We start from the raw sequence: 22,930 nt of genomic DNA on the forward strand, positions 1-22,930 counted from the left end.
CAAGGGTGATTAGGAACCGCCGCCCAGTACGGTTTCGTTGGCAACAGCTTCCTGTACCTTGACCAGTTCAGGGTCGGATACCAGGCCGTATTCTGCCAGCGGGCCGTCGGGGCCAGCGATCTCGTCGGCGACGAAGAACTCAGCATATTCTTTCAGGCCTGGGATCACGCCGATGTGGGCTTTCTTCACGTAAAAGAACAGCGGGCGGGAAACCGGATATTCACCGGATGCGATCGACTCGGTCGACGGAACGATGCCGGACATGGTCGCAACCTGCAGCTTGTCGGTGTTGTTCTCGTAGAACGCCAAACCAAAGACGCCGATGCCGTCCTTGTTGCTGTCGATACGGGCCAGAGTTTCGGTGTAGTCGCCGTCGATGTCGACCGAAACGCCATCGGTACGCAGAGCGATACAGGCTTTTTCGGCAGCTTTCTTGTCGTCGCCGTTGGCAGCTTTGTAGACGTCGAAGTCGCCCAGGTGCTCACAACCGGCTAGGATCACCTTGTCTTCGAACACTTCACGGGTACCGTGCTTGGTGCCCGGGATGAAAGCTGCGATCGGCTGCGCCGGGAACGCGGGGTTGACGTCGGCCCAGGTTTTGTTCGGGTTGTCGACCAGTTCACCATCAACAACGATCTGAGCGGACAGGGCTTTGTACCAGTCTTCCGGCGTGAACTCGAACGAGTTGCCGTTGATGTCGGATGCGAAAACGATGCCGTCATAACCGATCTGAACTTCGATGATGTCGGTAACGCCGTTTTCAGCACAGGCTTTGATTTCTTTTTCACGGATCTGGCGCGATGCGTTCGCAACGTCGATGGTGTTTTCGCCAACACCTTCACAGAAACGCTTCAGACCGGCCGACGAACCGCCCGATTCAACAACCGGCGTCGGGAAGTCAAAGTTTTCACCGAAGGCTTCTGCAACGATCGAAGCGTAAGGCAGCACGGTTGACGAACCAGCAACCTGAACCTGGTCACGAGCAGCGGCCGCGGTGGCCGATACAGCAGCAATGGTAAGCGCCGAAGCCGACAGTTTTACAAAGGACATTTCAGTCTCCTTGAGAAAGGTAAATTCTGATCACCCCCATGATGATCTTGGGGCGAACCCCTAAGAGGCGTCGGTAAGCCTTTTGTGACAAGTACGTAACGGTTTTATGACAAGTCACAAATTACTTAGTATTTCTTAACTTGACGAGGCGTAGGGGGTCAGCACCGAGAATTGTTTCCAGGCGAAACGTCCGCGGTCACCGCGGCAATATCACCGTAAAAACAGAGCCTTTGCCCAGATCACTTTCGACACGCAAGCGGCCCCTGTGGCGGTTCACGATGTGTTTTACGATTGCAAGGCCCAGCCCCGTACCACCCAGTTCCCGAGATCGGTGGCTATCTGCCCGATAGAATCTCTCGGTCAGGCGCGGCAGATGAACGGCGTCGATTCCCGGCCCTTTGTCAGCGATCTGAACCCGAACCGCCGGGCCGCGCATGGCAGTGTCCCGTTCGGATGACACGACGCGCACGTCCACAACTCCTCCACTGCCGCCGTATTTGATCGCGTTCTCGATCAGATTGGTGAAGACCTGACGCAGTTGATCGCTATCACCGGTCAACGTGATCGGCCCGCATGACGCATCAAGCGTAAGGTCCACACCTGCCTTCTCGGCCAGAGGTCGCAGCGAAGTCAAAGTCGATTGCAACAACCCGGTCAGTTCAAGCTGCTCTTTGGGCCTGACGCGTTCTTCGCTTTCAACGCGGTTCAGCGACAGCAAATCGCCCACCAGCCGATTCATGCGATTGGCCTCGTCGGTCATGATCTGAAGAAACCGGTCTCTCGCGGCCTCATCATCGCGCGCGGGGCCTCGCAGGGTTTCAATGAATCCCATGAGAGCCGTCAATGGCGTGCGCAATTCATGACTGACATTCGCCACGAAATCGCGCCTCATCTGCCCGGCCTGTTCCAGATGCGTTATGTCCTGAAACACCGCCATGACTGCGCCGCCATCCACGGCACCCACGCCGTTCATGTAACGGCACTGAACTTCGAACGTGGTATCCTGAGCCCCATCATTGCCGAGGTGCCGGGTTTTGGCCGGCCCTTTGCTGCGCAGGCTTTGTTCCATCGCGTCGATGACCTGAGGCTGCCGGAGGATCGTCGCGAAATGCCGACCTTCGATATTCTGTCCCAGCATTGTCCGGGCATCGGTATTGGCGGCGATGATGCGTTCGGTTTGATCCACCATGAGGGCAGGCATCGGGATGGCCGACACGATTTCAGCAAGCAGGTCGTTTGGCATGTCTGAATTCTCTTGAACCAGTTGGGATCGCGCTAAGGCACGAGTTTCAACATATCCCTGAACGCGCGCATGTTCTGTTGATAGTGCAACGCGCTGAGCGTGATTTTTTTCGCCGCCGCCTCGTCTAACTCCCGCACGATCTTACCCGGAGAGCCCATGACCAGAGAATTATCAGGGATCTCTTTGCCTTCGGTAATCAGCGCCCCGGCACCGATCAGGCAGTTTTTCCCGATCTTCGCCCCGTTCAGAACAATCGCGCCCATCCCGATCAGTGTGTTCTCGCCGATTGTACAGCCGTGCAGCATGACCTTGTGACCAATGGTGCAATTCTTGCCAATGGTCAGAGGGTATCCGGCGTCGATATGCATGACGCAGTTTTCCTGAACATTGCTGCCCTCGCCCACACGGATCTCTTCGTGATCTGCGCGTATCGTGCAGCCGAACCAGACCGAGGCCCCCTGCTCCAGCACGACTTTCCCGATCAGGTTGGCGTCCGGTGCAACCCATGTGTCTTCGTGGATTTGCGGTGTGTGATTGCCCAGAGCGTAAATCGTCATGACAAACCTTCGAATTCGTTTTGCAGCGTGCGGACGTGGTTCTGCAGTTTAGGTTGCTGGATCCGGCGCATACGCTCGGCGCTGACGATGGTTTTCAGCTTTTCCTCGGTGGCGTCCAGATCATCATTGATCAACACGTAGTCGTAATAGCCCCAGTGGCTGATCTCATCCCAGCTTTTCAGCATCCGCTTGGCGATCACGTCTTCGCTGTCCTGTCCGCGGCTTTCGAGCCTGCGGCGCAGTTCGGGGATAGACGGCGGAAGGATAAAGATCGACAGGGCGTGCTTACCCAGGTCTGAGTTGCGGATTTGCACCTCACCCTGCCAGTCCACGTCAAACAGAACGTCCTTGCCAGTATTAATCGAGTCGCGAACAGGCCCTGCAGGAGAGCCGTAGAAATTGCCGAACACATGTGCGTGTTCCAACATCTGTCCTTCGGACACCTGCTGGCGGAACGCATCTTCACTCAGGAAGTAGTATTCGCGCCCATGTTCTTCGCCGGGACGCGGTGCCCGCGTGGTGGCCGAGACCGAGAACTCAAGTTCCGAATCCCACTGCATCAGCCGCTTGGCCAAGGTCGATTTACCGGCCCCCGAAGGTGAGGACAGAATGATTAGTAGGCCGCGTCGATCCGCCATTTGGGCGCTCCTGTCGTTATTCCACGTTCTGCACTTGCTCGCGCATCTGATCTATTACGGCCTTCAACTCAAGACCAACCGCCGTCAGGTCGGCGCTTTGTGCTTTCGAACACAGCGTATTGGCCTCGCGGTTGAACTCCTGCATCAGGAAATCCAGCTTGCGCCCGACCGGTGCGCCTTGCGCCAACAGATCCCGCGCGGCCACAACATGCGCCTTCAAGCGGTCGATCTCTTCGGTGATATCCGCTTTGACAGCAATTAGCGCCAGTTCTTGCGCGACGCGGTCGGGGTCAGCCCCTTGGGCGTTGTCCAGCACACGCGCCAAGTTATCGCGCAACGCTTCGGCCATCTTGTCCTTGCGCTGTTCTGCCAACTTTGCCGCCTGAGCGGTCAGCGTGGCGACCTGATCAAGCTGCTCATCCAGAACGGCGGCAAGCGCGCGCCCCTCGGTTTGACGCATCTCGATGAAATCGGACAACAACCCGGCAAATTCTGAGGTCAGGTGCGCGACCAGCGGTGCCGGATCATCCACGTCACTGCCTGCGTCCATCATCCCCTTTAGGGAAATCAGATCAGCGGCTGTGGATGGGGCCAGGGATACCGCCCGCGCAGCGGCCATCTCTTGCGTCCGCGCCACGGCGTCCAGAACCGCGCCCATCGCCACCTCATTCAACACCATGTCTGGTTCGGATTCATCGCGGCTCAGACGTAAGGACAGCGTGACATTGCCTCGGCTCAGCTGTTTCGACATGTCGGCCCGCAACGCGGCCTCAAGCCCGGTAAGCCACTCGGGCACACGCAGACGCATGTCCAGCCCTTTGCCGTTCACGCTACGCAACTCCCACGTCCAGCTATGAGGTCCAAACGCCCCTTTACCCGAGGCGAATCCGGTCATGGATTTTATCATGCCTGCCCTTCCTAAAGCTGCCCGATCCCGTTTGCTGAGCGCACCTAATGCCAACAATGGACACAGGGCAAGTGTTTGCTGACTCTGCCTTTGTGCGCCAGTCATTAACCATTCGTTAAAGATTTGCTCCAAAATTGAATCAACCCGCGTCTATCTTACCATTGCGAAGGCTGGTCTCTGAAAGAAGTCCCCGGTATTTCGCATTTTATGAAAATGACGGTCGATAGACGCCAGGGTGATGAAAATGAAAACCTTTTTCGGGAACGGTTCCGGGTCAAGTTTTGGAAAGATCGTCGCTATGGATCGTTTTGACAGCGGGCGCAGCCTCTCGCCCATCCGACAGGCCGAGGCGTATTGGACGGCGCTCTTGTCAGGTGACGACGTTCCCATGCGTTCGCAAATCGACCCGCGCGGGCTTGAGAACATTCTGGAATACACGTTTGTTCTGGAACGCATCGCCCCTGGTCTGGCAAGGTTTCGTCTGGCAGGCAGCCATTTGAACAAACTTGCCGGAATGGAAGTTCGCGGCATGCCCCTGACCGCCTTTTTCGAACCCGCAGTGCGCGATCAGGTCAAGAACGTTCTAGAGCAGGTCTTCGCCCAGCCAGCGATCGCAAACCTGAGCCTTGAATCGTCGGGCAAACTTGGCCGCGTTCAACTGCAGGCGCGAATGATCCTGCTGCCGCTAAAAAGCGACCTGGGCGATGTCAGCCGGATCCTGGGCGTCATGGTCAGCGACGGCACAATTGGCGCTACGCCCCGGCGGTTCACTATTTCGGATATCAACTTACGTCCCGTTTCGGACGTGCAGGTGCCGAAACCGCAGCCCCAACCCGTTGAAGCCGGTTTTGCGGAAGAGCAAAGGCAATTCAAACGACCTGGGTCGCATCTGCGGCTGGTCGTGTCCCGCAAGGATTGAAAGCCGAAAAAAACCGGCCTTTCCGATGGCGGACCCTACCAAACGTATTTTGTTGCGCCAGGGACCCTAACCCCTTGCCCGAGCCGCGCAACAGGCGCAAAATGTAAACTCACATACCAATTCGCGCCCTGGGCGCGCACCGTGGCAGGTTCTGCGGCCGGGACGCCTTCGATGACACGGAGGGCACCATGACTATTGCAACTCGCTTGAAACACCATCTGGACGCCCAAGGGCTTCCTTTTGACACTATCACGCACCCATATGCGGCAACTGCCAGCGAATGCGCCGAAGCGGCGCATGTCCCCGGCGATCACCTGGCCAAATCCGTTCTCATTCATATGGAAGAAGGACCGATGCTGGCTGTTCTGCCCAGCAATCATCAGGTCGATCTGACCGCCCTGCAATCAATGATGAACCGCCGCCTTGGTTTGGCACCGGAATCTGAAATGCGCGATCTGTTTGATGATTGCGCCCTCGGAGCAGTCCCTCCGGTAGGTGATGCTTATGATGTTCCGACCGTCGTTGACAACAGCCTAACCGGGCTTGATAAAATCTGGTTTGAGGCGGGAGATCACAAAACTCTGATTGAGATGCGCGGCGAGGATTTTGACACGATGATGAAGGATGTAAAACACGGCGCGTTCTGCTGTATGCACTAACAGACATTACAGATTGCCGTTGGACACTATTGAGTGGGCAATACACTACAAAATCAAAGACCTGCCGCGATTATCGCGACAGGTCTTCGTGGTTTTTGCATCTCACCGGACAGACTGCGTTACCATGCACCCTGCCAATCCTCTTCAACTGATATCAGCTGGCCGCGCGCTTGTTGCGATCACGGCGCAGGTTGGTCAGTTCTTCCGCAACCAGGAAGGCCAGCTCCAGCGACTGCGAGGCGTTCAGACGCGGGTCGCAGGCTGTGTGGTAGCGATCCGACAGGTCTTCTTCGGTCACGGCGCGCACACCGCCGGTGCACTCGGTGACGTCCAGACCGGTCATCTCGAAATGCACGCCACCGGGAACGGTGCCCTCGGCCTGATGTACACCGAAGAAATCGCGCACCTCGCGCAGGACCGAGTCGAACGGACGGGTTTTGTACCCGGTCGCCGACTTGATCGTGTTGCCATGCATTGGATCGCAGACCCAAGTGACTTTTGCGCCTTCTTCCTTCACAGCCTTGACGAGACGCGGCAGATGCTCACCTGCTTTGCCTGCACCGAACCGTGCGATCAGGGTCAGGCGACCCTCTTCGTTTTCCGGGTTCAGCTTGGCCATCAGAACCTTTAGGTCTTCGGCGGTCGTGGTCGGACCACATTTCAGGCCGATTGGGTTCAGCACGCCGCTGCAGAATTCGACATGTGCGCCGTCCGGCTGACGCGTACGGTCGCCGATCCAGATCATGTGACCCGAGCCAGCCAACCAGTTGCCGGAGGTCGAATCAAGACGGGTCAGCGCCTCTTCATATTCCAGAAGCAGGCTCTCGTGGCTGGTGTAGAACTCCACGGTCGAGAACTCATGCGTGGTATCGGCCGTGATGCCAGCAGCATTCATGAAGTCGATCGTGTCCTGAATACGGTCGGCAATTTCCGAGTACTTCTGAACATCCTGCTCATCGGTAAAGCCCAGGGTCCACGAATGCACCATACTCATATCGGCGAAACCACCGGTCGAGAAGGCGCGCAACAGGTTCAACGTGGCCGCTGCCTGAGTATAGGCCTGCAGCATCTTTCCGGGATTCGGAATGCGCGCTTCTGGCGTGAACGCCAGTTCGTTAATGATGTCACCGCGGTAGCTGGGCAGCTCCACGCCATCCACAACCTCTGTCGGCGCGCTGCGCGGTTTGGCAAACTGGCCCGCCATGCGGCCCACTTTGACCACAGGCACCTTGGCGCCATAGGTCAGAACCATCGCCATCTGCAGCATCACCTTGAAGGTGTCGCGGATCGCGTCCGCGCTGAATTGTTCAAAGCTTTCAGCACAATCCCCGCCCTGCAACAGGAAGGCCTCGCCGCGACCGGCGGCACCAAGATGTTGCTTGAGACGCCGTGCTTCGCCTGCAAAGACCAGCGGGGGATACTGTGAAAGCTGAGCCTCGACTTTGGCCAATGCGGCCGCGTCGGTATACTCTGGCATCTGAACCCGGGGCTTATTGCGCCAGTTCGTTTTTTGCCATTCGGTCATAGCTTTGATCTCCGCTGAAGTAGTCAGGTGGTCTCTATACAAAATGCAATGAAGACTGACCATATCCCTTTTGCGCCTCTTGACGTCGGAAACAAGCTTTGGTCATGGTGGCTGATAATACTGACGCCGGACGCCACGTAACACGGCGCCGAATCAAGGACACCAAGCCATGCAAGAGCAACGCCAAGTTGTCACAGTGGACGGCACTGAGGCCAATCCTCGCCATTTCGTCTTTGTCCTCCTGGACAAGTTCTCTTTGCTGTCTTTTGCATCTGCATTGGACAGTCTTCGCATTGCCAACCGGATGGCGGACAAAGAGCTCTATACATGGACGCTGGCTGGCGAAGGTGGTGAGATGGTCAGTTGTTCTGCCGGGACCACATTCAGCCTGGATGCTGACCTCATCGAATTGCAGCGCGACGACGTTGTGTTGATCTGCGGCGGCGTAGACGTACAATTGGCGACAACCAAGAAAATCCTGAACTGGGTCCGCCGAGAGGCGCGTCGCGGACTGCGCATCGGCGGATTGTGTACAGCGGCTTATACCTTGGCCAAAGCCGGGTTGCTCGACGGCAAGCGCGCCACAATTCACTGGGAAAACTCGGACAGTTTCATCGAGGAATTCGATGAGGTCGAACTGACAAAATCCGTCTTCCAGATCGACGGCAACCGGATGACGACGGCAGGCGGAACGTCCTCAATTGACCTGATGCTCAAGATCATTGCCGACGACTTTGGTGAGGATTTGGCGAATGCGGTGGCGGATCAGATGATCTATTCATCGATCCGCACCGATCAGGATACGCAGCGCCTGTCGACGCCAACACGGATCGGCGTGCGGCATCCAAAACTGAGCCAGGTTATCCTGATGATGGAAAAGAATATCGAAGAGCCGATCTCGCCTTCGATTTTGGCCAAGGATGTCGGTATGTCCACGCGACAGCTGGAACGTTTGTTCCGCCGATACCTCAGCCGCTCGCCCAAGCGCTACTACATGGAACTGCGACTGCACAAAGCGCGTAACCTGCTGATGCAAACGGATATGAGCGTTATCAACGTCGCGCTGGCCTGCGGATTTGCCTCGCCGAGTCATTTCTCGAAATGCTACCGGGCACATTACAACACCACGCCCTACCGAGAGCGTGGTGCGCAAAGCGGGCGGCTTTCGGTCTGATCCGCGCCTATCCGGGGGTCATGCGATAGATGGCCCCCTGTCCCACGGAAATAAACCAGATCGACCCGTCAGCGGCTTCGACGATGTCGCGCACACGCTCGGTTTCGGGGCCCTTGATCTGTTCAACCTCGCGCAGGGGCGCCCCTTCAAGCCGTGCGATATAGTCGAATTTGAGGGAACCGACGAAGATGTCACCTCTCCATTCCGGCCACAGCTTACCAGAGTAAACCATCAGCCCGGACGGAGCGATGGAGGGATCCCAGTAATGCTCTGGCTGCTCCATTCCCGGTTTTGAAGTGCCCTCGCCTATCTTTTGTCCTGAATAGTGCACGCCGTAAGAAATCACCGGCCAGCCGTAATTCCGGCCCGGACGGATCAGATTCACCTCGTCGCCGCCCTGAGCACCATGTTCCGAGATCCACAAGCGGCCCTGACCGTCCAGCCCTGCGCCTTGCGCGTTCCGATGTCCATATGACCAGATTTCGGGCCGAATACCCGACTTACCGACGAAAGGGTTGTCAGCGGGCACCGTTCCGTCCCGGTTTAGGCGAATGACCGTCCCCATGTGGTTGGACCTGTCCTGCGCGGTCGGACGATCCCCGCGGTCGCCAATTGTGACAAAAAGCGTCCCGTCCTGCGCCTCGACGACCCGCGAACCAAAGTGCCGACCAGTAGATCCGCCCGGAACGGCTTCGAAAATAACGCGTACGTTGTTCAGCCGGTCCCCATTTTCCGACAGGCGTGCCACGGCTACAGCCGTGCCAGCCCCGCCTCTTTGGGGCTTTGAAAAGGTCAGAAAGACTTCGCGGGTTCGCGCAAAATCCAGGGCGACAGTAATGTCCAGCAATCCGCCCTGCCCGTTTGCCGCCACTTTGGGCACACCGCCGACGCGTTTGGCGTTTCCCTGCGACACAAGCAAAAGCTCCCCGTCCCGTTCGGTCACAAGGATACCGCCGTCAGGCAATAGCCCGATGGCCCAGAGCGTATCCAACCCCTCGACCATCGACGTGACACGCACCGCACCGGCTGAGGTTTGCAGGACATCGGCATTGATGGGAGCGGCCAAAACCGACAGGACCAGAATCGCAACAGCCCTAATCATCATAAATCTCCAGTTCCGGAATTCTGCGACAAACACATCAAAACAAATAGGATTATGTCCGACAAAAACACATTTGCGTTAGGACTTTTCTTTTCCAGACAGCTTGCCTAGGGTCGTGCGCAGAACGAATACGTTCCAATTAGGGAGTAACCATATGAAAAAGCTGCTTACAGCAACTGCAGCATCCGCTCTGCTGGCCGGTCCGGCACTGGCCGAAGACGTAACTCTGGGCGTTCTGTTCGGGTTCACCGGCCCGATTGAATCGCTGGCACCTGCCATGGGTTCGGGCGCAGAACTGGCGATGGCCGAAGTCACCGAATCCGGCAAACTGCTGGATGGCTCGACTGTCACTGCATCGCGCGCTGACACCGGCTGCATCGACAATGGTTTGGCGACTTCGAACGGCGAACGCATGATTGCTGACGGCGTTGCCGGAATCATCGGCGGCGACTGCTCAGGCGTGACCGGCGCGATCCTGCAGAACGTTGCGATTCCGAACGGCATGGTCATGATCTCGCCGTCGGCGACTTCGCCCGGCCTGTCGACCATGGAAGACAACGGTCTGTTCTTCCGCACCGCTCCGTCGGATGCGCGTGAAGGCGAAGTGATGGCCGACATCCTGAAGGACCGCGGCATCAACTCGATCGCTCTGACTTACACCAACAACGACTACGGCAAGGGTCTGGCAGACGCGATCCAGTCCTCGTTCGAAGCAGCCGGCGGTGAAGTCACCATCGTTGCCGCGCACGAAGACGGCAAAGCCGACTATTCGGCTGAAGTCGGCGCGCTGGCATCCGCCGGTGGCGACATTCTGGTCGTAGCAGGTTATCTGGACCAGGGTGGTCTGGGCATCATCCAGTCCTCGCTGGACAGCGGTGCGTTCGACACATTCGGTCTGCCGGGTGGTATGATCGGTGACTCGCTGCCTTCAAACGTCGGCCCCGACCTGAACGGCTCGTTCGGTCAGATCGCCGGTTCGGGCGGTGAAGGTGCTGAAAAGTACTTTGCCATGGCCGAGGCTGCAGGCTTTGACGGATCGTCGCCCTATTCGCCTGAATCCTATGACGCCGCGGCTCTGTTCATGCTGGCCATGCAGGCCGCAGGTTCGACCAACCCTGCTGACTACGGCGCCAAAATCATGGACGTTGCCAACGCTCCGGGTGAGAAAATCTATCCGGGCGAACTGGCTAAAGGTCTGGAATTGCTGGCTGCGGGTCAGGACATCGACTATGTCGGCGCATCGGGCGTTGAGTTGATCGGCCCCGGTGAAAGCGCGGGTTCGTACCGCGAGATCGAAGTGACCGACGGCAAGAACGAAACCGTCAACTTCCGTTGATCCTGTATCAAACGTCATAAAATCAAACAGCCCGGGCCTTGTGTCCGGGCTGTTTCAATGAAAAAAGGCCGCACCTCTGTAACGGGGATGGGACAACAGCGCCGAAAAACGGCGGCTAGGGGAAAAGATGATCGTCGTCGAGGACGTGCACAAGCATTTCGGCGGGTTTCACGCGGTGGATGGGGCGTCGCTGGAAATCCAAAAAGGTTCGATCACGGGCCTGATCGGTCCGAACGGGGCTGGCAAAACCACTCTGTTCAACGTGATCGCGGGCGTTCTGCCACCGACCAGCGGTAAGGTGTTCATGGATGGTGAGGAAATCACCGGTCTGCCGCCGCATGACCTGTTCCACAAGGGACTGCTGCGGACATTCCAGATCGCGCACGAATTCTCGTCGATGACCTGCCGCGAAAACCTGATGATGGTCCCCGGCGCGCAATCCGGGGAATCGTTGTGGAACACATGGTTCGGCCGCAAGCGCATCGCCGATGAAGAGCGCGCCTTGAAGGCCAAGGCTGATGAAGTGCTGGAGTTCCTGACCATCGAACATCTGGCCGACCACAAGGCGGGTCAGGTTTCGGGTGGTCAGAAAAAGCTGCTGGAACTCGGCCGTACCATGATGGTCGACGCCAAGATCGTGTTCCTGGACGAGGTCGGCGCAGGTGTGAACCGCACCCTGCTGATGACCATCGCCGACACGATCCTGCGCCTCAACAAGGAGCGAGGCTATACTTTCGTCGTTATCGAGCACGACATGGATTTCATCGGCAAGATCTGCGACCCGGTCATCTGTATGGCCGAGGGCAAGGTGCTGGCCGAGGGGACTCTGGACGAGATCAAGGCAAATGAGCACGTGATCGAGGCCTATCTGGGCACCGGCCTGAAGAACAAAGACAAGCTGGAGGCCGGGGCATGAGCGACAATCCCTATCAGGATGACAAGGGCAACAAGGACGCCTCGATCACCAATACCCACGGGGTTGGCACCATGACGCCTGCGCACACGAAAAGCGGCAAAACGCACAGAGTTGAAGGCGGCCCCTTTCTGATCGGCGACACCATGACCGGCGGCTATGGCAAAGGGCCGGACATCCTGCACGACTGCACCATCGCCGTCGACAAAGGTGAGATCGCGGTCATCGTGGGCCCCAACGGAGCTGGCAAATCGACCGCTATGAAGGCGGTGTTCGGCATGCTTGATGTCCGCTCGGGCGCGGTGCGGCTGGATGGTGAGGACATCACCAACCTCACCCCGCAGGATCGCGTGATCCGCGGCATGGGATTCGTGCCGCAGACCTCGAACATCTTCACGTCGATGACGGTTGAAGAAAACCTTGAGATGGGCGCTTTCATCCGGCGCGACGACATCAGCCAGACGATGGAGCAGGTCTATGATCTCTTCCCCATCCTGCGCGACAAACGCAACCAGCCTGCCGGAGAGCTTTCGGGTGGCCAGCGCCAACAGGTCGCCGTCGGTCGCGCGCTGATGACACAGCCCAAGGTGTTGATGCTGGATGAACCGACCGCAGGTGTTTCGCCCATCGTGATGGATGAACTGTTTGACCGGATCATCGAGGTTTCTCGCACCGGACTGCCGATCCTGATGGTTGAACAGAACGCCCGCCAGGCGCTGGAGATCGCGGACAAGGGATACGTGCTGGTTCAGGGGCGGAATGCCTATACCGGTACGGGCAAGGAGCTGTTGGCTGATCCAGAAGTCCGGAAGAGTTTCCTAGGGGGCTGAGGATGCGAAGAGCAACAGCGGCGCTTCTATTGTTGATGCCTCAGCATGTTAGCAGCGCAAGCAACATCCTTCGTTTGTAAGTTCAATACTGAGTGCACTCGAGCCGGAGGATGCGAAAGAAAGGAAATGAACTTAACTTTCTTTTTAGACGACCAAGGCCAAGCATACATGCAAGGGAATTTAGATCTGGTTCTGGTCATGCCGCTTTCCGGTGATCTAGCTTTTTCTTTCGTTGAACCCGCGGGGAGCGGAATAGTTCAATCCACGTCCGTGTTGGAAGATGGGACAGCCGTTCACTCTCGGCATACAGCAATGTTCGGAGAGTTCGTTACTTCCCAGTGGCACGGACAATGTCCTAACTTCGGCGGATCAAATTAGTACTAGCCACAAAACGCCTGATACCGCTCTCCGTTTTCGTTTCAACTTGCTCGCATGGTTGTCTTCCCAACCAATCCAAGAAGAAGGAAAACAGGACGTTCCGCTTTTAGCCCTGTTTTCACCGCGTTGATGCTTGGGATCGCTCACCCAATCGGATCACCACAAGACCCAAAGTCCTGCGCGGCATGTGGACCTTTGATTGACATGTCATAGTTCAGGCTCTCAAAATCGACGACAAAGGTAATCACATCCTTGTCTTTGATGTGCAGGAACGTCAGCGAGTTCAGCCCGCCAATGATCGTGGCCTCACCTTTGACCTCATCCGTCACGATGAAACCTTTATCCGTTGCCCCCGACCGCGCCAGTGTCACCGCGCCACCTGTGCTGTCCGAGGTACAGTTCACCACGAAATCCTCTCCGTTCAGAGGATCGTTCTGAGCTGCCGCAACACTGGGCACTGCCAACCCCAAAAGCAAAATTGCCACGTTTTTCATTTCTTGCCTTTCTGTTCCCCGGACCCGTTGGGTTTACATCGCAACGCGATCCGTATTCCGTACTTTGGGCTTCGCAAGTCCGAGCGAGCCGTTCTGGAAAACTAGGGATATCCTGTTGAGATCAAAGCCGAGTTCCGGGTGGATCACTCCATCTTGAGGTTGCGTGAGACCGACCGCTGCCCGAAACTCCTTGTTTCTCAGGAAATGGCACTTCAGACGATTCCGCTTGTTTCAGGTTCGTGACAAAGAGATTCTGCTTACGTTACATCCGCCGCGCTTCAATGTGGCTGAAACATGGCAGAACCAGTAATGCTCGTCTGTCACCGGACGGCCCGCAAGAAATTAATCCTGTTTTTTCAATGCACAATTTTTGCAGACACCGGTCACAATAAATTTTGCCCTTCAGAATTCTGACCCCGGAAAGATCAATTCTCGCCATTTTCGCAGCCTAGTCAGGCGCGGAAACCGGGCCTTCGAAGGTCCGTTTTGACCACGACCGGACCGATCCATCGGCCAACATCTTTTAGGAGAGCTTTTATGAAACATCTGGCCGCTCTTGCTGCCTTGATCCTGCCCGCTGCTGCGCAGGCTACAACGCAGAAAACGCCGGGAGCTGAGTTTGTTTACGAGTGTCAGATTGAAGAGGTTTGCAAGTCCGGTAAATGCAGTCCTCTTGCCACGCCCACCAAGATCACACTGAAACGCATCGAGGGCGAATCCAAGGGAACTGTGAGCGTTGATGGTGAAGTGACCGAAGTGCACGTTTTCAAAGGTCTCGGTGCGAATGAATTCCTTCAGCTCGCCAAGGGGGGTAGCATCGGTTACACGGTCAACAACACTTCTGGTGCTCTGGCAATCCGGGCGACGGGCGCCAACAGCCGCAATGAGCGTGGCACCTGCGCCGTAAACTGATTAGGTATGCTTTAATTCCGCAATACCGGCTAAATTGGCAAAAGGTTCAGGCGGGTCTGACCCCACCTGAACCCTCTTAAAGACACCCCTGTTGGCGCTGGTATTGCAACTGTTGCTGACATTGTGGTTTTCGGGTCAGAAATTTCCCCAATTACCGTCAGAAAACGCACGGGAATGATTGTGCATATGGCGAAACGCATGCCATAAAGCCGCACCCGAAAGAACGAGACGATCAAATGGACTTATTGAATGCGTTAGTCGCGCTGGCAAACTTTGTCATCGTGCCTGCGGTTGCTTACGGCAGTCAGCTGGCTCTTGGGGCGCTGGGGGTCACCCTCATCTACGGCATCCTGCGGTTTTCGAATTTTGCCCATGGTGACACGATGGCCTTTGGCGCGATGATTGCTGTGCTGGTCACCTGGGGCCTGCAAGCCGCCGGGGTAAGTTTTGGCCCGCTGCCCACCGCCCTGCTGGCCCTGCCCTTTGCGATACTGGGCTGCATCGTTCTGGTGCTGATCACCGACCGTCTGGTGTATCGGTTCTATCGGGAGCAAAAGGCCAAGCCGGTGATCCTTGTGATCGTCTCAATGGGTGTGATGTTCATCATGAACGGCCTTGTGCGGTTCGTCATCGGGCCGGATGATCAGCGGTTCTCAGACGGCGCGCGATTCATTGTTTCCGCTCGCGATTTCAAGGCAATGACCGGTCTGCGCGAAGGGCTTGCGATCAAGACCTCTCAGGGTATCACCGTGGTCGTCGCCGTAGTCGCCGTGGCGCTGCTATTCTGGTTCCTGAACAAGACGCGTACCGGCAAGTCGATGCGCGCGTATTCCGATAACGAGGATCTGGCGCTGCTCTCGGGGATCAACCCCGAACGCGTCGTGATGATCACTTGGATCATCGTGGCAGCTCTGGCGACCACGGCTGGCGTGTTGTACGGGCTGGACAAGAGCTTTAAGCCCTTCGTTTATTTCCAGCTGCTGCTGCCGATCTTTGCATCTGCCATCGTTGGTGGCCTCGGCAACCCGCTCGGCGCGATCGCAGGCGGGTTCATCATCGCGTTTTCCGAAGTGACGATCACCTATGCGTGGAAAAAAGTGCTGACATACGTTGCGCCCGAGGGCCTCGAACCATCCGGATTGGTCCAGTTCCTGTCCACCGATTACAAATTCGCCGTCAGCTTTGTCATCCTGCTGATCGTGCTTCTGTTCAAACCTACGGGTCTGTTTAAAGGGAAAGCGGTATGACCGAGTCCGTCAAAAACACGCTGCTTTTCGTGGTTGTAGCTGGATTGATCCTGCTGACCGGATTTACCCAAAGCTGGAACGCAGCGATCCTGATCCTGAACATGGGGCTGATCTCGGCCATCATGGCCATCGGCGTCAACTTGCAATGGGGATTTGCCGGCCTGTTCAATGTTGGTGTCATGGGTTTTGTTGCGCTGGGCGGTCTGGCGGTTGTGCTGGTTTCGACACCTCCGACAGCCGGAGCATGGTCCTCAGGCGGATACGGTATCGTTTTGGCATTGCTGTTGGGCGCTGCGACGGTTGTTGCGGCCGTGCTGGTTGCGCAGAAAATGCCAAAGGGGCGCGTGCGGACACTATCGAGCATCGCCATCCTGATCGTTGGCTTTTTCATCTATCGCGCGGTCTTCGACCCTAGTGCGGCAGCTGTCGAGGCAATCAATCCCGCCGTGGAAGGCAACCTTGGCGGCTTGAACCTGCCGGTGTTGCTCGCCTGGCCTGCTGGTGGTCTGCTGGCCGCTGGTGCTGCGTGGCTGATCGGTAAAACGGCCCTTGGCTTGCGTTCGGATTATTTGGCGATTGCGACGCTTGGCATTGCCGAAATCATCATCGCGATCATGAAAAACGAGGACTGGCTGGCCCGCGGCGTCAAGAACGTCTACGGCATCCCGCGCCCCTCGCCTGTCGTTGGATACGAAGTCGAACTGCAGAACGACCCCAACTTTATTGCCCGGGCGGACTGGTTTGGGCTGGACCCAGTTATCGCGTCGACCCTTTCGGTCAAGCTGGGCTACTCGCTGCTGTTCATGATCGTTCTGCTTGTCCTGTTGTGGATGGCACAGATGGCGCTCAAAAGCCCATGGGGCCGCATGATGCGCGCCATCCGCGACAACGAAGTCGCAGCCGAAGCCATGGGCAAGGACGTCACCCGCCGTCACCTGCAGATTTTCGTGCTCGGCTCGGCCATCTGCGGAATCGCTGGCGCGATGATGACAACGCTGGACGGGCAACTTACCCCCGGCACCTACAACCCCCTGCGGTTTACCTTCCTCGTTTGGGTCATGGTGATCGTAGGTGGGTCCGGCAACAACTTTGGTGCCGTTCTGGGCGCATTCCTGATCTGGTTCCTGTGGGTTCAGGTCGAGCCGATGGGCTTGTGGTTCATGAACCTGATCACCGCAAGCATGCCGGATGGCAGCGCGCTCAAGTCGCATCTGATCGAAAGCGCTGCGCATATGCGCCTGTTCACGATGGGTCTTATTTTGCTGATCGTGCTCAGATTCAGCCCACGGGGTTTGATCCCCGAAAAGTAAGATCACAGGCCATCAATTCTCGAAACCGCGCTAACTCTTTGGCGCGGTTTCTTGATTTCATGAGGCGTTCAGATTAGACGACCCTCAGTACCGCCATGATCCAGCCCTCTTTTTGGCCAGTATTTACGCTAATTTGACCCTTGGCCCGCGATCATTCGGGAAATCTACGAGTATAAGAAGAGTGCACATGAATACTTCCCTCACCAAAACGATCCTTTTTGTCCCGCTGCTGTTCGCTGTGGCGGGGTGTATTCCCTCTCCGGAAGATCTGGAGACGACGCCGGTCAAAGTCCAAACGCCCAAAGGCGAGGTCACTTGTCAGCTGTACCGTCAGGACCGCGTAACCTGGGATCGAGCAATCAACTTCCCGGCGACCAAGATGTCAGTTCCCGAGGCGGATGCCTATTGCCGGCAAGAAGGTCAGCGTCGTCTGAAGTAGGATAAGCGTCGGGCAAGAATACTCCTGCCCGACAGCCCTTATCTGGCTTTGAACAAACCGCCAAGAATGCCACGCACGATGCGGCGGCCGGTTGTTCCTTTCAGCTCTTTGATCACGGCCTCGCTCATCGCGGTGGCAAACGTGTCTTTCTTGCGCATTACACGCGAGGATGACCGCCCGACCCGACTGCCGGAATAGCGTCTTGCGGTCGCGAATTCCCGTTCTGCGGTTGATTTGGTTTCCAACTGCTCTTCGGCCTCAGCGGCGGCCTGCGCTGCTGCATCGGCGCGGGTTTGAAGGATTTCAAACGCAGACTTCCGGTCCGTCAATTTACCGTATTTCGCATTCATCGCCGAGGCATCCATCAACGCCTTCCGCTCGGCCTTGGTGATCGGCCCCAGTTGCGATCCGGGCGGGCGGATCAGGGTCCGTTCGACAATCCCCGGTACACCTTTCTTTTGCAGCATCGAGGTCACCGCCTCACCCACGCCAACCTCGCGGATGGCCTCTTCGGTATCGAAGGCAGGGTTTTCGCGATAGGTTTCCGCCGCAAGACGCAGGTTTTTGCGATCCCGCGCCGTGAACGCACGCAATGCATGCTGAACCCGGTTGCCCAACTGACCAAGTATATCCTCGGGAATATCTGCCGGGTTTTGCGAGATGAAATAGACGCCGACGCCCTTTGAGCGGATCAAACGCGCGACCTGCTCGACCTTGTCGACCAAAACCTTGGGGGCGTCATCGAACAAAAGGTGCGCCTCGTCAAAAAAGAAAACAAGCTTGGGTTTGTCCGGATCACCAACTTCGGGCAATTCCTCGAACAGCTCGCTGAGCAACCAAAGCAGGAAGGTCGCATACAGGCGGGGTGATCCCATTAGCTTGTCGGCAGCCAGAATATTCACGACGCCCTGCCCGTTTTCGTCCACCCGCATCAAATCGGCCAGTTCCAGCGCGGGTTCTCCAAACAGCTTGGTGCCCCCTTGATTTTCCAGCACCAGCAGACGGCGCTGGATGGCTCCGATTGATGCGGTAGAAACATTCCCATACCGCAACGACAGCTGGGCGCGATTTTCTCCGATCCAGACAAGCAGGGACTGAAGGTCCTTGAGATCCAGCAACGGCAATCCTTCCTCGTCAGCCACTCGGAACGCGATGTTCAGAATCCCTTCCTGCGCCTCGCTCAGATCCATCAGGCGCGATAGCAAAAGAGGTCCCATCTCGGTCACGGTTGTACGGACGGGGTGCCCCTGTTGGCCGAACAGGTCCCAGAACGTGACCGGGCAAGCCGCATAGGTGTAGTCGGAGAATCCGATCCGTTGCGCCCTGTCCTGAAACGCCCCATTAAGCTTATGGCTCTGGCTGCCTGCCTTGGCCAAACCGGACAGATCGCCTTTGACATCGGACAGAAAAACCGGGACGCCCGCCTGGGAAAACCCCTCCGCCAAGATCTGCAATGTCACGGATTTGCCTGTCCCCGTTGCCCCTGCGATCATGCCGTGGCGATTGGCATATTTCAGCGTCAGCGACTGCGGTTGGCTGTAGTCGTTGCCAGAACCGCCCAAAAAGATGTTTTCGTCCATGAATGTAAGGCCTTATTTCCACCGATCTGCGGCCAGCATACAAAGTTAACCTTTACCTGCGAAAGTCTAATTGCTGCCCTCGTGGTTCAGGTTGCGGGGCGGCAGTTTTCCTCCCTGTCGACTGACCGCGCCTTCGGGCGCGGTTTTTTTCACAAATCATGGCCGAGGCATTAAAAATTCAGGTTAGCAGTTGACCGCTGCGCCCGCCTTTCGTAACGTCTGCGCATAACTAAGTCGGCCAGTCCGACGGGGAGAACATTCTATGAAAGGGAGCCGCTCCACCGGCTCCCTTTTTCCTTGGCTGAAACGCAGGCCGAGCCGGTCTGGGCGGCAAAAAAACGTTCACATCCTGAAATGGCCAACCTTAGCCCCTGACAGCATCAACCAAGGGTGATAGACCAAAGCAAAATAAACACATTGCCGAGGCATTCATGATCAAGAACACTCTATCCGTCAGCCTGATGACTGCCGCCCTGTGGTGCGGGGCCGCTTACGCGCAGGAAGCGACGCAGGAAACCGAACAACAGCCCGAATCCTCGCAGACCGAGGCCGGAAACGATCTGGATCTGGGTGAATCCGGACCGCGAATTGGCGAGCAATACGTCAAAGAAGAAAAAGGCGACTGGTCGATCCTGTGCATCAAAACCAATGCGGATGAAGACCCTTGTGCTATGCGTCAGATTTTGACTGGTGAGCAAGGCCAGCCGATTGCGGAAATCACCATTGAAAGGCTTCCCGAAGGCGCCGCTGCCGTCGCAGGCGCAACCGTGGTCGTACCCCTTGAAACGATGCTGCAAGCCCAACTTGCTCTGTCTGTGGATGGCGCACCGGGCAAGCGCTATGACTATCATCACTGCAACCCCGTCGGGTGCCTTGCGCAACTGGGCTTTACCCAGGGCGATGTGGACGCGATGAAAGCCGGCACCAAGGCAACCCTGTCGCTGGTTTCGGTCCTCGCACCTAGCCAACTGTTGGAAATGGAAGTGTCGTTGGCTGGCTTCACAGCCGGGTTCGACGGCCTGAAAGTCCTACAGAACTAAGATTCTCCAAAACAATAAAGCGCCGCCGAACTGCCTCGGCGGCGCTTTTGCGTCAGATAACTTGATTTACACCCGTTTTAAGGCCAGCACAGCGTTGAGCCCACCAAACGCAAAAGCGTTGCTAAGCGCCACGTCCACTTTTGCCTCACGCGCTTCATTCGGCACTACGTCCAGCGCACATTCCGGGTCCGGCTCTTCGTAGCCAATGGTTGGGGCAACCACACCATCCCGAAGCGCCATGATACAGGCCAGCAATTCCACCGCGCCGGTCCCGCCGATCAGGTGGCCGTGCATTGATTTGGTGGACGAAATCATCAGTTCATCAGCGTGCGGGCCAAAAACATCCGCGACGGCCGCGCATTCCGTCTTGTCATTAGCCGCCGTGCCGGTTCCGTGCGCGTTGATGTACCCCACCTTGTCGGCGCTCAGGCGTGCATCTGCAAGTGCGCCCGACATGGCACGGGCAGCACCTTGTTTGCTGGGCATCACGATGTCCGACGCATCCGAGGACATTGCGAACCCAACGACTTCACACAGGATATCGGCACCGCGGGCGCGTGCATGTTCGTACTCTTCGAACACGAACACCCCTGCGCCTTCGCCCTGAACCATTCCGTTTCGGTTTGCGCTGAATGGGCGGCAGGCGTCTTTGGACATCACGCGCAGCCCTTCCCAGGCTTTGACGCCTCCAAAACACAGCATGGATTCGGAACCACCGGTCAGCATCGCCGGAGCCGCGCCACTGCGGACCATCTGGAACGCCTGCGCCATTGCGTGATTGGACGAAGCGCAGGCCGTCGAAACGGTAAAACTGGGGCCTTTAAGGTTGTGCTCCATCGACACGTGGCTGGCCGCCGCGTTGTTCATCAGCTTAGGCACGACAAACGGGTGCACCCGGTTCTTACCGTCTTCGTAAACCGAGCGGTAATTGTCATCCCAGGTCGAAACACCTCCACCGGCGGTGCCTAGAACAACGCCGGAACGGGCGGCGAGTTCGCCGTGAAACTCAATCCCGGATTGATCTATTGCTTCTTTCGCGGCTGTCAGAGTGAACTGCGTGAACCGGTCGTAAAGGCTCATCTGTTGGCGGTTAAAGCGACCTTCGGCCTCGAACCCCCGGACCTGGCCACCAATCTTGATGGCCAGCCGGTCGACATCACGAAACTCGAGCTCGGAAATACCGCAACGCCCTTCGCGCATCGCCTCTAAGGTATCGGGCACCGAGTGGCCCAGCGAATTGATTGTACCGGCCCCGGTAATGACGACGCGTTTCATGGGAATATGTCAGACCTTTTCCGACACCAGCTTTTCGATACCCGCGATAATTTTCGCCACGTTCGAAATATCAAAGTCGCTGGCCGTTGGCTCATTGGCATTGAACGGAACCGAGATGTCGAATTCTTCTTCGATGGCGAAAATACTCTCGACCAATCCCAGGCTGTCGATACCAAGATCCTCGAGCGTGCTTTCGGGGGTCACATCCGATGGCTCCAGCACGGCCTGCTCTGCAATGATTGCGATGACGCGGTCGCTGATGCTCATGTCGATCCTCTGATTATCATGTTGTGGTTGATTTAATCGCTCGGAGCCTGTTTGGAAACAGCCTTTTTCAGCGCCTCGACGTCACGTGCCAGCCGAGGCAGGCGTCGTTGCGCTTTGTAAATGTCTGTATGGGTTTCCATTTTGATGCCCGGATAGCCCATGATCACGCGTCCCTTGGGCACATTAGACAGGATTTTCGTACCCCCGCCCGAGATCACACCATCACCGATAAAAATGTTGTCGACCACACCGGTCTGGCCGCCCAAAACTACGTTATTTCCGATCTCAACTGAGCCAGATACGCCAGTTTGCCCGCACAACAAGCAATCCCGACCAACGCGCGTATTGTGGCCGACATGAACCAGATTATCGAGCTTTGACCCATCGCCGATGCATGTGTTCCGGATGGTGCCATTGTCGACGGTGCAATTCGATCCAACCTCGACGTCATTGCCAATTTCCACAGCGCCAAGGGAGTGGATACGCAGCCAGCTTTGCGCGCGTACTTCGCCTTGATCGCCCATGGTTTTGCGAGCATTCTCGGCACCCGAGACCTCGGGCGTTACAAAGCTGAACCCATCACCACCAATCCGCGCACCCGGCTGTGCGATGAAACGGTCGCCAATTTTTGCGCGGGCTCCAATGCTCACCATCTCACGCAGCACCGCATTTTCACCAAGAACTGAGTCAATTCCAATTACGCAGTGCGGGCCGATGACGGCGCCTTTGCCGATGCGAACACGCGCGCCGATAACTGTCAGGGGCCCAATCGAGGCACCTTCGCCAATTTCCGCAGTTGGGTCGATCACGGTCGAGGGATGAATACCGGGCTCAACCCCCTGCCCGCGATCCAGCATCGCGGTGACCCCGGCCATCGCCATGCGCGGACGCGGCACGAAAATCGCGGCCTCCAATCCCATTGCCTGCCAGTCCGCACCTTCCCACAAGACCGCAGCGCGAGCTGAGCCCGCGTTCAGCGCGTCGGCGTATTTCGGTGACATCGCCATTGCCAGATCTGTTGGCCCGGCGTCGGCCGGTTCTGCGGCGCGCTCTATAACAACGGTCAGATCGCCTTGGCTGTCTGCGCCCAAGGCTTCGGCAATTTGCTCAATGGTATACTGCATGACGGGCTTCC

At 57.1% G+C, this 22,930-nt stretch carries 23 protein-coding genes; 11 read left to right on the forward strand and 12 right to left on the reverse strand.

The window, feature by feature from the left end:
• Positions 1–9: 9 nt before the first annotated feature.
• The 5 genes from ACR0J0_RS05320 to ACR0J0_RS05340 all read right to left on the reverse strand — a co-directional run bounded on the left by ACR0J0_RS05320 (position 10) and on the right by ACR0J0_RS05340 (position 4,395).
• Entirely contained in the window at positions 10–1,050 is a 1,041-nt protein-coding gene (locus ACR0J0_RS05320; protein WP_480661785.1) for a substrate-binding domain-containing protein, read from the reverse strand.
• Positions 1,051–1,246: 196 nt separating this feature from the next.
• Positions 1,247–2,293 carry a sensor histidine kinase gene (locus ACR0J0_RS05325; protein ID WP_480661787.1) on the reverse strand — a complete coding sequence of 349 codons (1,047 nt, stop codon included), beginning with the start codon at positions 2,291–2,293 and terminating at the stop codon, positions 1,247–1,249.
• 32 nt (positions 2,294–2,325) lie between these two features.
• Positions 2,326–2,850 carry a gamma carbonic anhydrase family protein gene (locus ACR0J0_RS05330; protein WP_480661789.1) on the reverse strand — a complete coding sequence of 175 codons (525 nt, stop codon included), beginning with the start codon at positions 2,848–2,850 and terminating at the stop codon, positions 2,326–2,328.
• On the reverse strand, positions 2,847–3,488 hold the full coding sequence (gmk, locus tag ACR0J0_RS05335; protein ID WP_480661791.1) for a guanylate kinase: 642 nt from the start codon (positions 3,486–3,488) through the stop codon (positions 2,847–2,849). Before gmk ends, ACR0J0_RS05330 begins: the two co-directional genes overlap by 4 nt.
• Positions 3,489–3,504: 16 nt before the next feature.
• Positions 3,505–4,395 carry a YicC/YloC family endoribonuclease gene (locus ACR0J0_RS05340; RefSeq protein WP_480661792.1) on the reverse strand — a complete coding sequence of 297 codons (891 nt, stop codon included), beginning with the start codon at positions 4,393–4,395 and terminating at the stop codon, positions 3,505–3,507.
• 244 nt (positions 4,396–4,639) lie between these two features.
• On the opposite strand from ACR0J0_RS05340, the gene ACR0J0_RS05345 reads away from it, so the two are divergent.
• Both ACR0J0_RS05345 and ACR0J0_RS05350 read left to right on the forward strand, forming a co-directional pair.
• Positions 4,640–5,314 carry a PAS domain-containing protein gene (locus ACR0J0_RS05345; RefSeq protein WP_480661794.1) on the forward strand — a complete coding sequence of 225 codons (675 nt, stop codon included), beginning with the start codon at positions 4,640–4,642 and terminating at the stop codon, positions 5,312–5,314.
• A gap of 188 nt (positions 5,315–5,502) precedes the next feature.
• Positions 5,503–5,973 (forward strand): aminoacyl-tRNA deacylase, encoded by a 471-nt coding sequence (locus ACR0J0_RS05350; protein WP_480661796.1) that lies wholly within the window; start codon positions 5,503–5,505, stop codon positions 5,971–5,973.
• 154 nt (positions 5,974–6,127) lie between these two features.
• Here the strand turns inward: ACR0J0_RS05350 and ACR0J0_RS05355 are convergent, their stop codons facing one another.
• Positions 6,128–7,498, reverse strand: coding sequence for a class II 3-deoxy-7-phosphoheptulonate synthase (locus ACR0J0_RS05355; RefSeq protein WP_239335189.1), 1,371 nt, complete (start codon positions 7,496–7,498; stop codon positions 6,128–6,130).
• Between the two features lie 169 nt (positions 7,499–7,667).
• On the opposite strand from ACR0J0_RS05355, the gene ACR0J0_RS05360 reads away from it, so the two are divergent.
• Positions 7,668–8,672, forward strand: a complete 1,005-nt coding sequence (locus ACR0J0_RS05360; RefSeq protein WP_480661798.1) for a GlxA family transcriptional regulator — start codon at positions 7,668–7,670, stop codon at positions 8,670–8,672.
• A 7-nt stretch (positions 8,673–8,679) separates the two neighbouring features.
• On the opposite strand, the gene ACR0J0_RS05365 is transcribed toward ACR0J0_RS05360, so the two are convergent.
• Entirely contained in the window at positions 8,680–9,774 is a 1,095-nt protein-coding gene (locus tag ACR0J0_RS05365; protein ID WP_480661801.1) for a PQQ-dependent sugar dehydrogenase, read from the reverse strand.
• Between the two features lie 154 nt (positions 9,775–9,928).
• Between ACR0J0_RS05365 and ACR0J0_RS05370 the strand changes: the two genes are divergently transcribed.
• The 3 genes from ACR0J0_RS05370 to ACR0J0_RS05380 all read left to right on the forward strand — a co-directional run bounded on the left by ACR0J0_RS05370 (position 9,929) and on the right by ACR0J0_RS05380 (position 12,853).
• Complete coding sequence (locus tag ACR0J0_RS05370) at positions 9,929–11,110, forward strand: ABC transporter substrate-binding protein (protein WP_480661803.1); 1,182 nt, start codon at positions 9,929–9,931, stop codon at positions 11,108–11,110.
• Between the two features lie 127 nt (positions 11,111–11,237).
• Positions 11,238–12,026 (forward strand): ABC transporter ATP-binding protein, encoded by a 789-nt coding sequence (locus ACR0J0_RS05375; protein WP_480661805.1) that lies wholly within the window; start codon positions 11,238–11,240, stop codon positions 12,024–12,026.
• On the forward strand, positions 12,023–12,853 hold the full coding sequence (locus ACR0J0_RS05380; protein WP_480661807.1) for an ABC transporter ATP-binding protein: 831 nt from the start codon (positions 12,023–12,025) through the stop codon (positions 12,851–12,853). Before ACR0J0_RS05375 ends, ACR0J0_RS05380 begins: the two co-directional genes overlap by 4 nt.
• Positions 12,854–13,374: 521 nt before the next feature.
• Here the strand turns inward: ACR0J0_RS05380 and ACR0J0_RS05385 are convergent.
• Entirely contained in the window at positions 13,375–13,725 is a 351-nt protein-coding gene (locus ACR0J0_RS05385) for a hypothetical protein (RefSeq protein WP_480661809.1), read from the reverse strand.
• A gap of 537 nt (positions 13,726–14,262) precedes the next feature.
• On the opposite strand from ACR0J0_RS05385, the gene ACR0J0_RS05390 reads away from it, so the two are divergent.
• The 4 genes from ACR0J0_RS05390 to ACR0J0_RS05405 all read left to right on the forward strand — a co-directional run bounded on the left by ACR0J0_RS05390 (position 14,263) and on the right by ACR0J0_RS05405 (position 17,633).
• Positions 14,263–14,637 carry a hypothetical protein gene (locus ACR0J0_RS05390; RefSeq protein ID WP_480661811.1) on the forward strand — a complete coding sequence of 125 codons (375 nt, stop codon included), beginning with the start codon at positions 14,263–14,265 and terminating at the stop codon, positions 14,635–14,637.
• Between the two features lie 236 nt (positions 14,638–14,873).
• A complete protein-coding gene (locus ACR0J0_RS05395; protein WP_480661813.1) occupies positions 14,874–15,884 on the forward strand; it encodes a branched-chain amino acid ABC transporter permease in 1,011 nt (336 codons plus the stop codon).
• On the forward strand, positions 15,881–17,194 hold the full coding sequence (locus ACR0J0_RS05400; RefSeq protein ID WP_480661815.1) for a branched-chain amino acid ABC transporter permease: 1,314 nt from the start codon (positions 15,881–15,883) through the stop codon (positions 17,192–17,194). The genes ACR0J0_RS05395 and ACR0J0_RS05400 overlap by 4 nt, the downstream gene beginning before the upstream one ends.
• A gap of 187 nt (positions 17,195–17,381) precedes the next feature.
• Positions 17,382–17,633 carry a hypothetical protein gene (locus tag ACR0J0_RS05405; protein WP_480661817.1) on the forward strand — a complete coding sequence of 84 codons (252 nt, stop codon included), beginning with the start codon at positions 17,382–17,384 and terminating at the stop codon, positions 17,631–17,633.
• Positions 17,634–17,671: 38 nt separating this feature from the next.
• On the opposite strand, the gene ACR0J0_RS05410 is transcribed toward ACR0J0_RS05405, so the two are convergent.
• The gene (locus tag ACR0J0_RS05410; protein WP_480661819.1) at positions 17,672–19,213 is read right to left on the reverse strand and encodes a helicase HerA-like domain-containing protein; all 1,542 of its coding nucleotides are present in this window, start codon (positions 19,211–19,213) and stop codon (positions 17,672–17,674) included.
• Positions 19,214–19,644: 431 nt separating this feature from the next.
• On the opposite strand from ACR0J0_RS05410, the gene ACR0J0_RS05415 reads away from it, so the two are divergent.
• Entirely contained in the window at positions 19,645–20,253 is a 609-nt protein-coding gene (locus tag ACR0J0_RS05415; protein WP_480661821.1) for an invasion associated locus B family protein, read from the forward strand.
• A gap of 66 nt (positions 20,254–20,319) precedes the next feature.
• On the opposite strand, the gene ACR0J0_RS05420 is transcribed toward ACR0J0_RS05415, so the two are convergent.
• The 3 genes from ACR0J0_RS05420 to lpxD are packed head-to-tail and all read right to left on the reverse strand — an operon-like array spanning position 20,320 to position 22,919.
• Positions 20,320–21,528, reverse strand: coding sequence for a beta-ketoacyl-[acyl-carrier-protein] synthase family protein (locus ACR0J0_RS05420; RefSeq protein WP_480661823.1), 1,209 nt, complete (start codon positions 21,526–21,528; stop codon positions 20,320–20,322).
• Between the two features lie 9 nt (positions 21,529–21,537).
• Positions 21,538–21,795, reverse strand: coding sequence for an acyl carrier protein (locus ACR0J0_RS05425; protein WP_480661825.1), 258 nt, complete (start codon positions 21,793–21,795; stop codon positions 21,538–21,540).
• A 32-nt stretch (positions 21,796–21,827) separates the two neighbouring features.
• Positions 21,828–22,919, reverse strand: coding sequence for a UDP-3-O-(3-hydroxymyristoyl)glucosamine N-acyltransferase (gene lpxD / locus ACR0J0_RS05430; protein WP_480661827.1), 1,092 nt, complete (start codon positions 22,917–22,919; stop codon positions 21,828–21,830).
• Positions 22,920–22,930 lie beyond the last annotated feature (11 nt).

The organism is Ruegeria sp. BF12, from assembly GCF_056538705.1.

Excerpts from the sequence above, each read along its gene's own strand:
- ACR0J0_RS05325 (WP_480661787.1), bottom strand. The coding sequence starts at position 2,293 with ATGCCAAACGACCTGCTTGCTGAAATCGTGTCGGCCATCCCGATGCCT.
- ACR0J0_RS05330 (WP_480661789.1), bottom strand. The coding sequence starts at position 2,850 with ATGACGATTTACGCTCTGGGCAATCACACACCGCAAATCCACGAAGAC.
- ACR0J0_RS05420 (WP_480661823.1), bottom strand. The coding sequence starts at position 21,528 with ATGAAACGCGTCGTCATTACCGGGGCCGGTACAATCAATTCGCTGGGC.
- gmk (WP_480661791.1), bottom strand. The coding sequence starts at position 3,488 with ATGGCGGATCGACGCGGCCTACTAATCATTCTGTCCTCACCTTCGGGG.
- ACR0J0_RS05355 (WP_239335189.1), bottom strand. The coding sequence starts at position 7,498 with ATGACCGAATGGCAAAAAACGAACTGGCGCAATAAGCCCCGGGTTCAG.
- ACR0J0_RS05340 (WP_480661792.1), bottom strand. The coding sequence starts at position 4,395 with ATGATAAAATCCATGACCGGATTCGCCTCGGGTAAAGGGGCGTTTGGA.
- ACR0J0_RS05380 (WP_480661807.1), top strand. The coding sequence starts at position 12,023 with ATGAGCGACAATCCCTATCAGGATGACAAGGGCAACAAGGACGCCTCG.
- ACR0J0_RS05425 (WP_480661825.1), bottom strand. The coding sequence starts at position 21,795 with ATGAGCATCAGCGACCGCGTCATCGCAATCATTGCAGAGCAGGCCGTG.
- ACR0J0_RS05410 (WP_480661819.1), bottom strand. The coding sequence starts at position 19,213 with ATGGACGAAAACATCTTTTTGGGCGGTTCTGGCAACGACTACAGCCAA.
- ACR0J0_RS05320 (WP_480661785.1), bottom strand. The coding sequence starts at position 1,050 with ATGTCCTTTGTAAAACTGTCGGCTTCGGCGCTTACCATTGCTGCTGTA.
- ACR0J0_RS05350 (WP_480661796.1), top strand. The coding sequence starts at position 5,503 with ATGACTATTGCAACTCGCTTGAAACACCATCTGGACGCCCAAGGGCTT.
- ACR0J0_RS05345 (WP_480661794.1), top strand. The coding sequence starts at position 4,640 with ATGAAAACCTTTTTCGGGAACGGTTCCGGGTCAAGTTTTGGAAAGATC.
- ACR0J0_RS05400 (WP_480661815.1), top strand. The coding sequence starts at position 15,881 with ATGACCGAGTCCGTCAAAAACACGCTGCTTTTCGTGGTTGTAGCTGGA.
- ACR0J0_RS05415 (WP_480661821.1), top strand. The coding sequence starts at position 19,645 with ATGATCAAGAACACTCTATCCGTCAGCCTGATGACTGCCGCCCTGTGG.
- ACR0J0_RS05370 (WP_480661803.1), top strand. The coding sequence starts at position 9,929 with ATGAAAAAGCTGCTTACAGCAACTGCAGCATCCGCTCTGCTGGCCGGT.
- ACR0J0_RS05395 (WP_480661813.1), top strand. The coding sequence starts at position 14,874 with ATGGACTTATTGAATGCGTTAGTCGCGCTGGCAAACTTTGTCATCGTG.
- ACR0J0_RS05360 (WP_480661798.1), top strand. The coding sequence starts at position 7,668 with ATGCAAGAGCAACGCCAAGTTGTCACAGTGGACGGCACTGAGGCCAAT.
- ACR0J0_RS05405 (WP_480661817.1), top strand. The coding sequence starts at position 17,382 with ATGAATACTTCCCTCACCAAAACGATCCTTTTTGTCCCGCTGCTGTTC.
- ACR0J0_RS05385 (WP_480661809.1), bottom strand. The coding sequence starts at position 13,725 with ATGAAAAACGTGGCAATTTTGCTTTTGGGGTTGGCAGTGCCCAGTGTT.
- ACR0J0_RS05390 (WP_480661811.1), top strand. The coding sequence starts at position 14,263 with ATGAAACATCTGGCCGCTCTTGCTGCCTTGATCCTGCCCGCTGCTGCG.
- ACR0J0_RS05365 (WP_480661801.1), bottom strand. The coding sequence starts at position 9,774 with ATGATTAGGGCTGTTGCGATTCTGGTCCTGTCGGTTTTGGCCGCTCCC.
- ACR0J0_RS05375 (WP_480661805.1), top strand. The coding sequence starts at position 11,238 with ATGATCGTCGTCGAGGACGTGCACAAGCATTTCGGCGGGTTTCACGCG.
- lpxD (WP_480661827.1), bottom strand. The coding sequence starts at position 22,919 with ATGCAGTATACCATTGAGCAAATTGCCGAAGCCTTGGGCGCAGACAGC.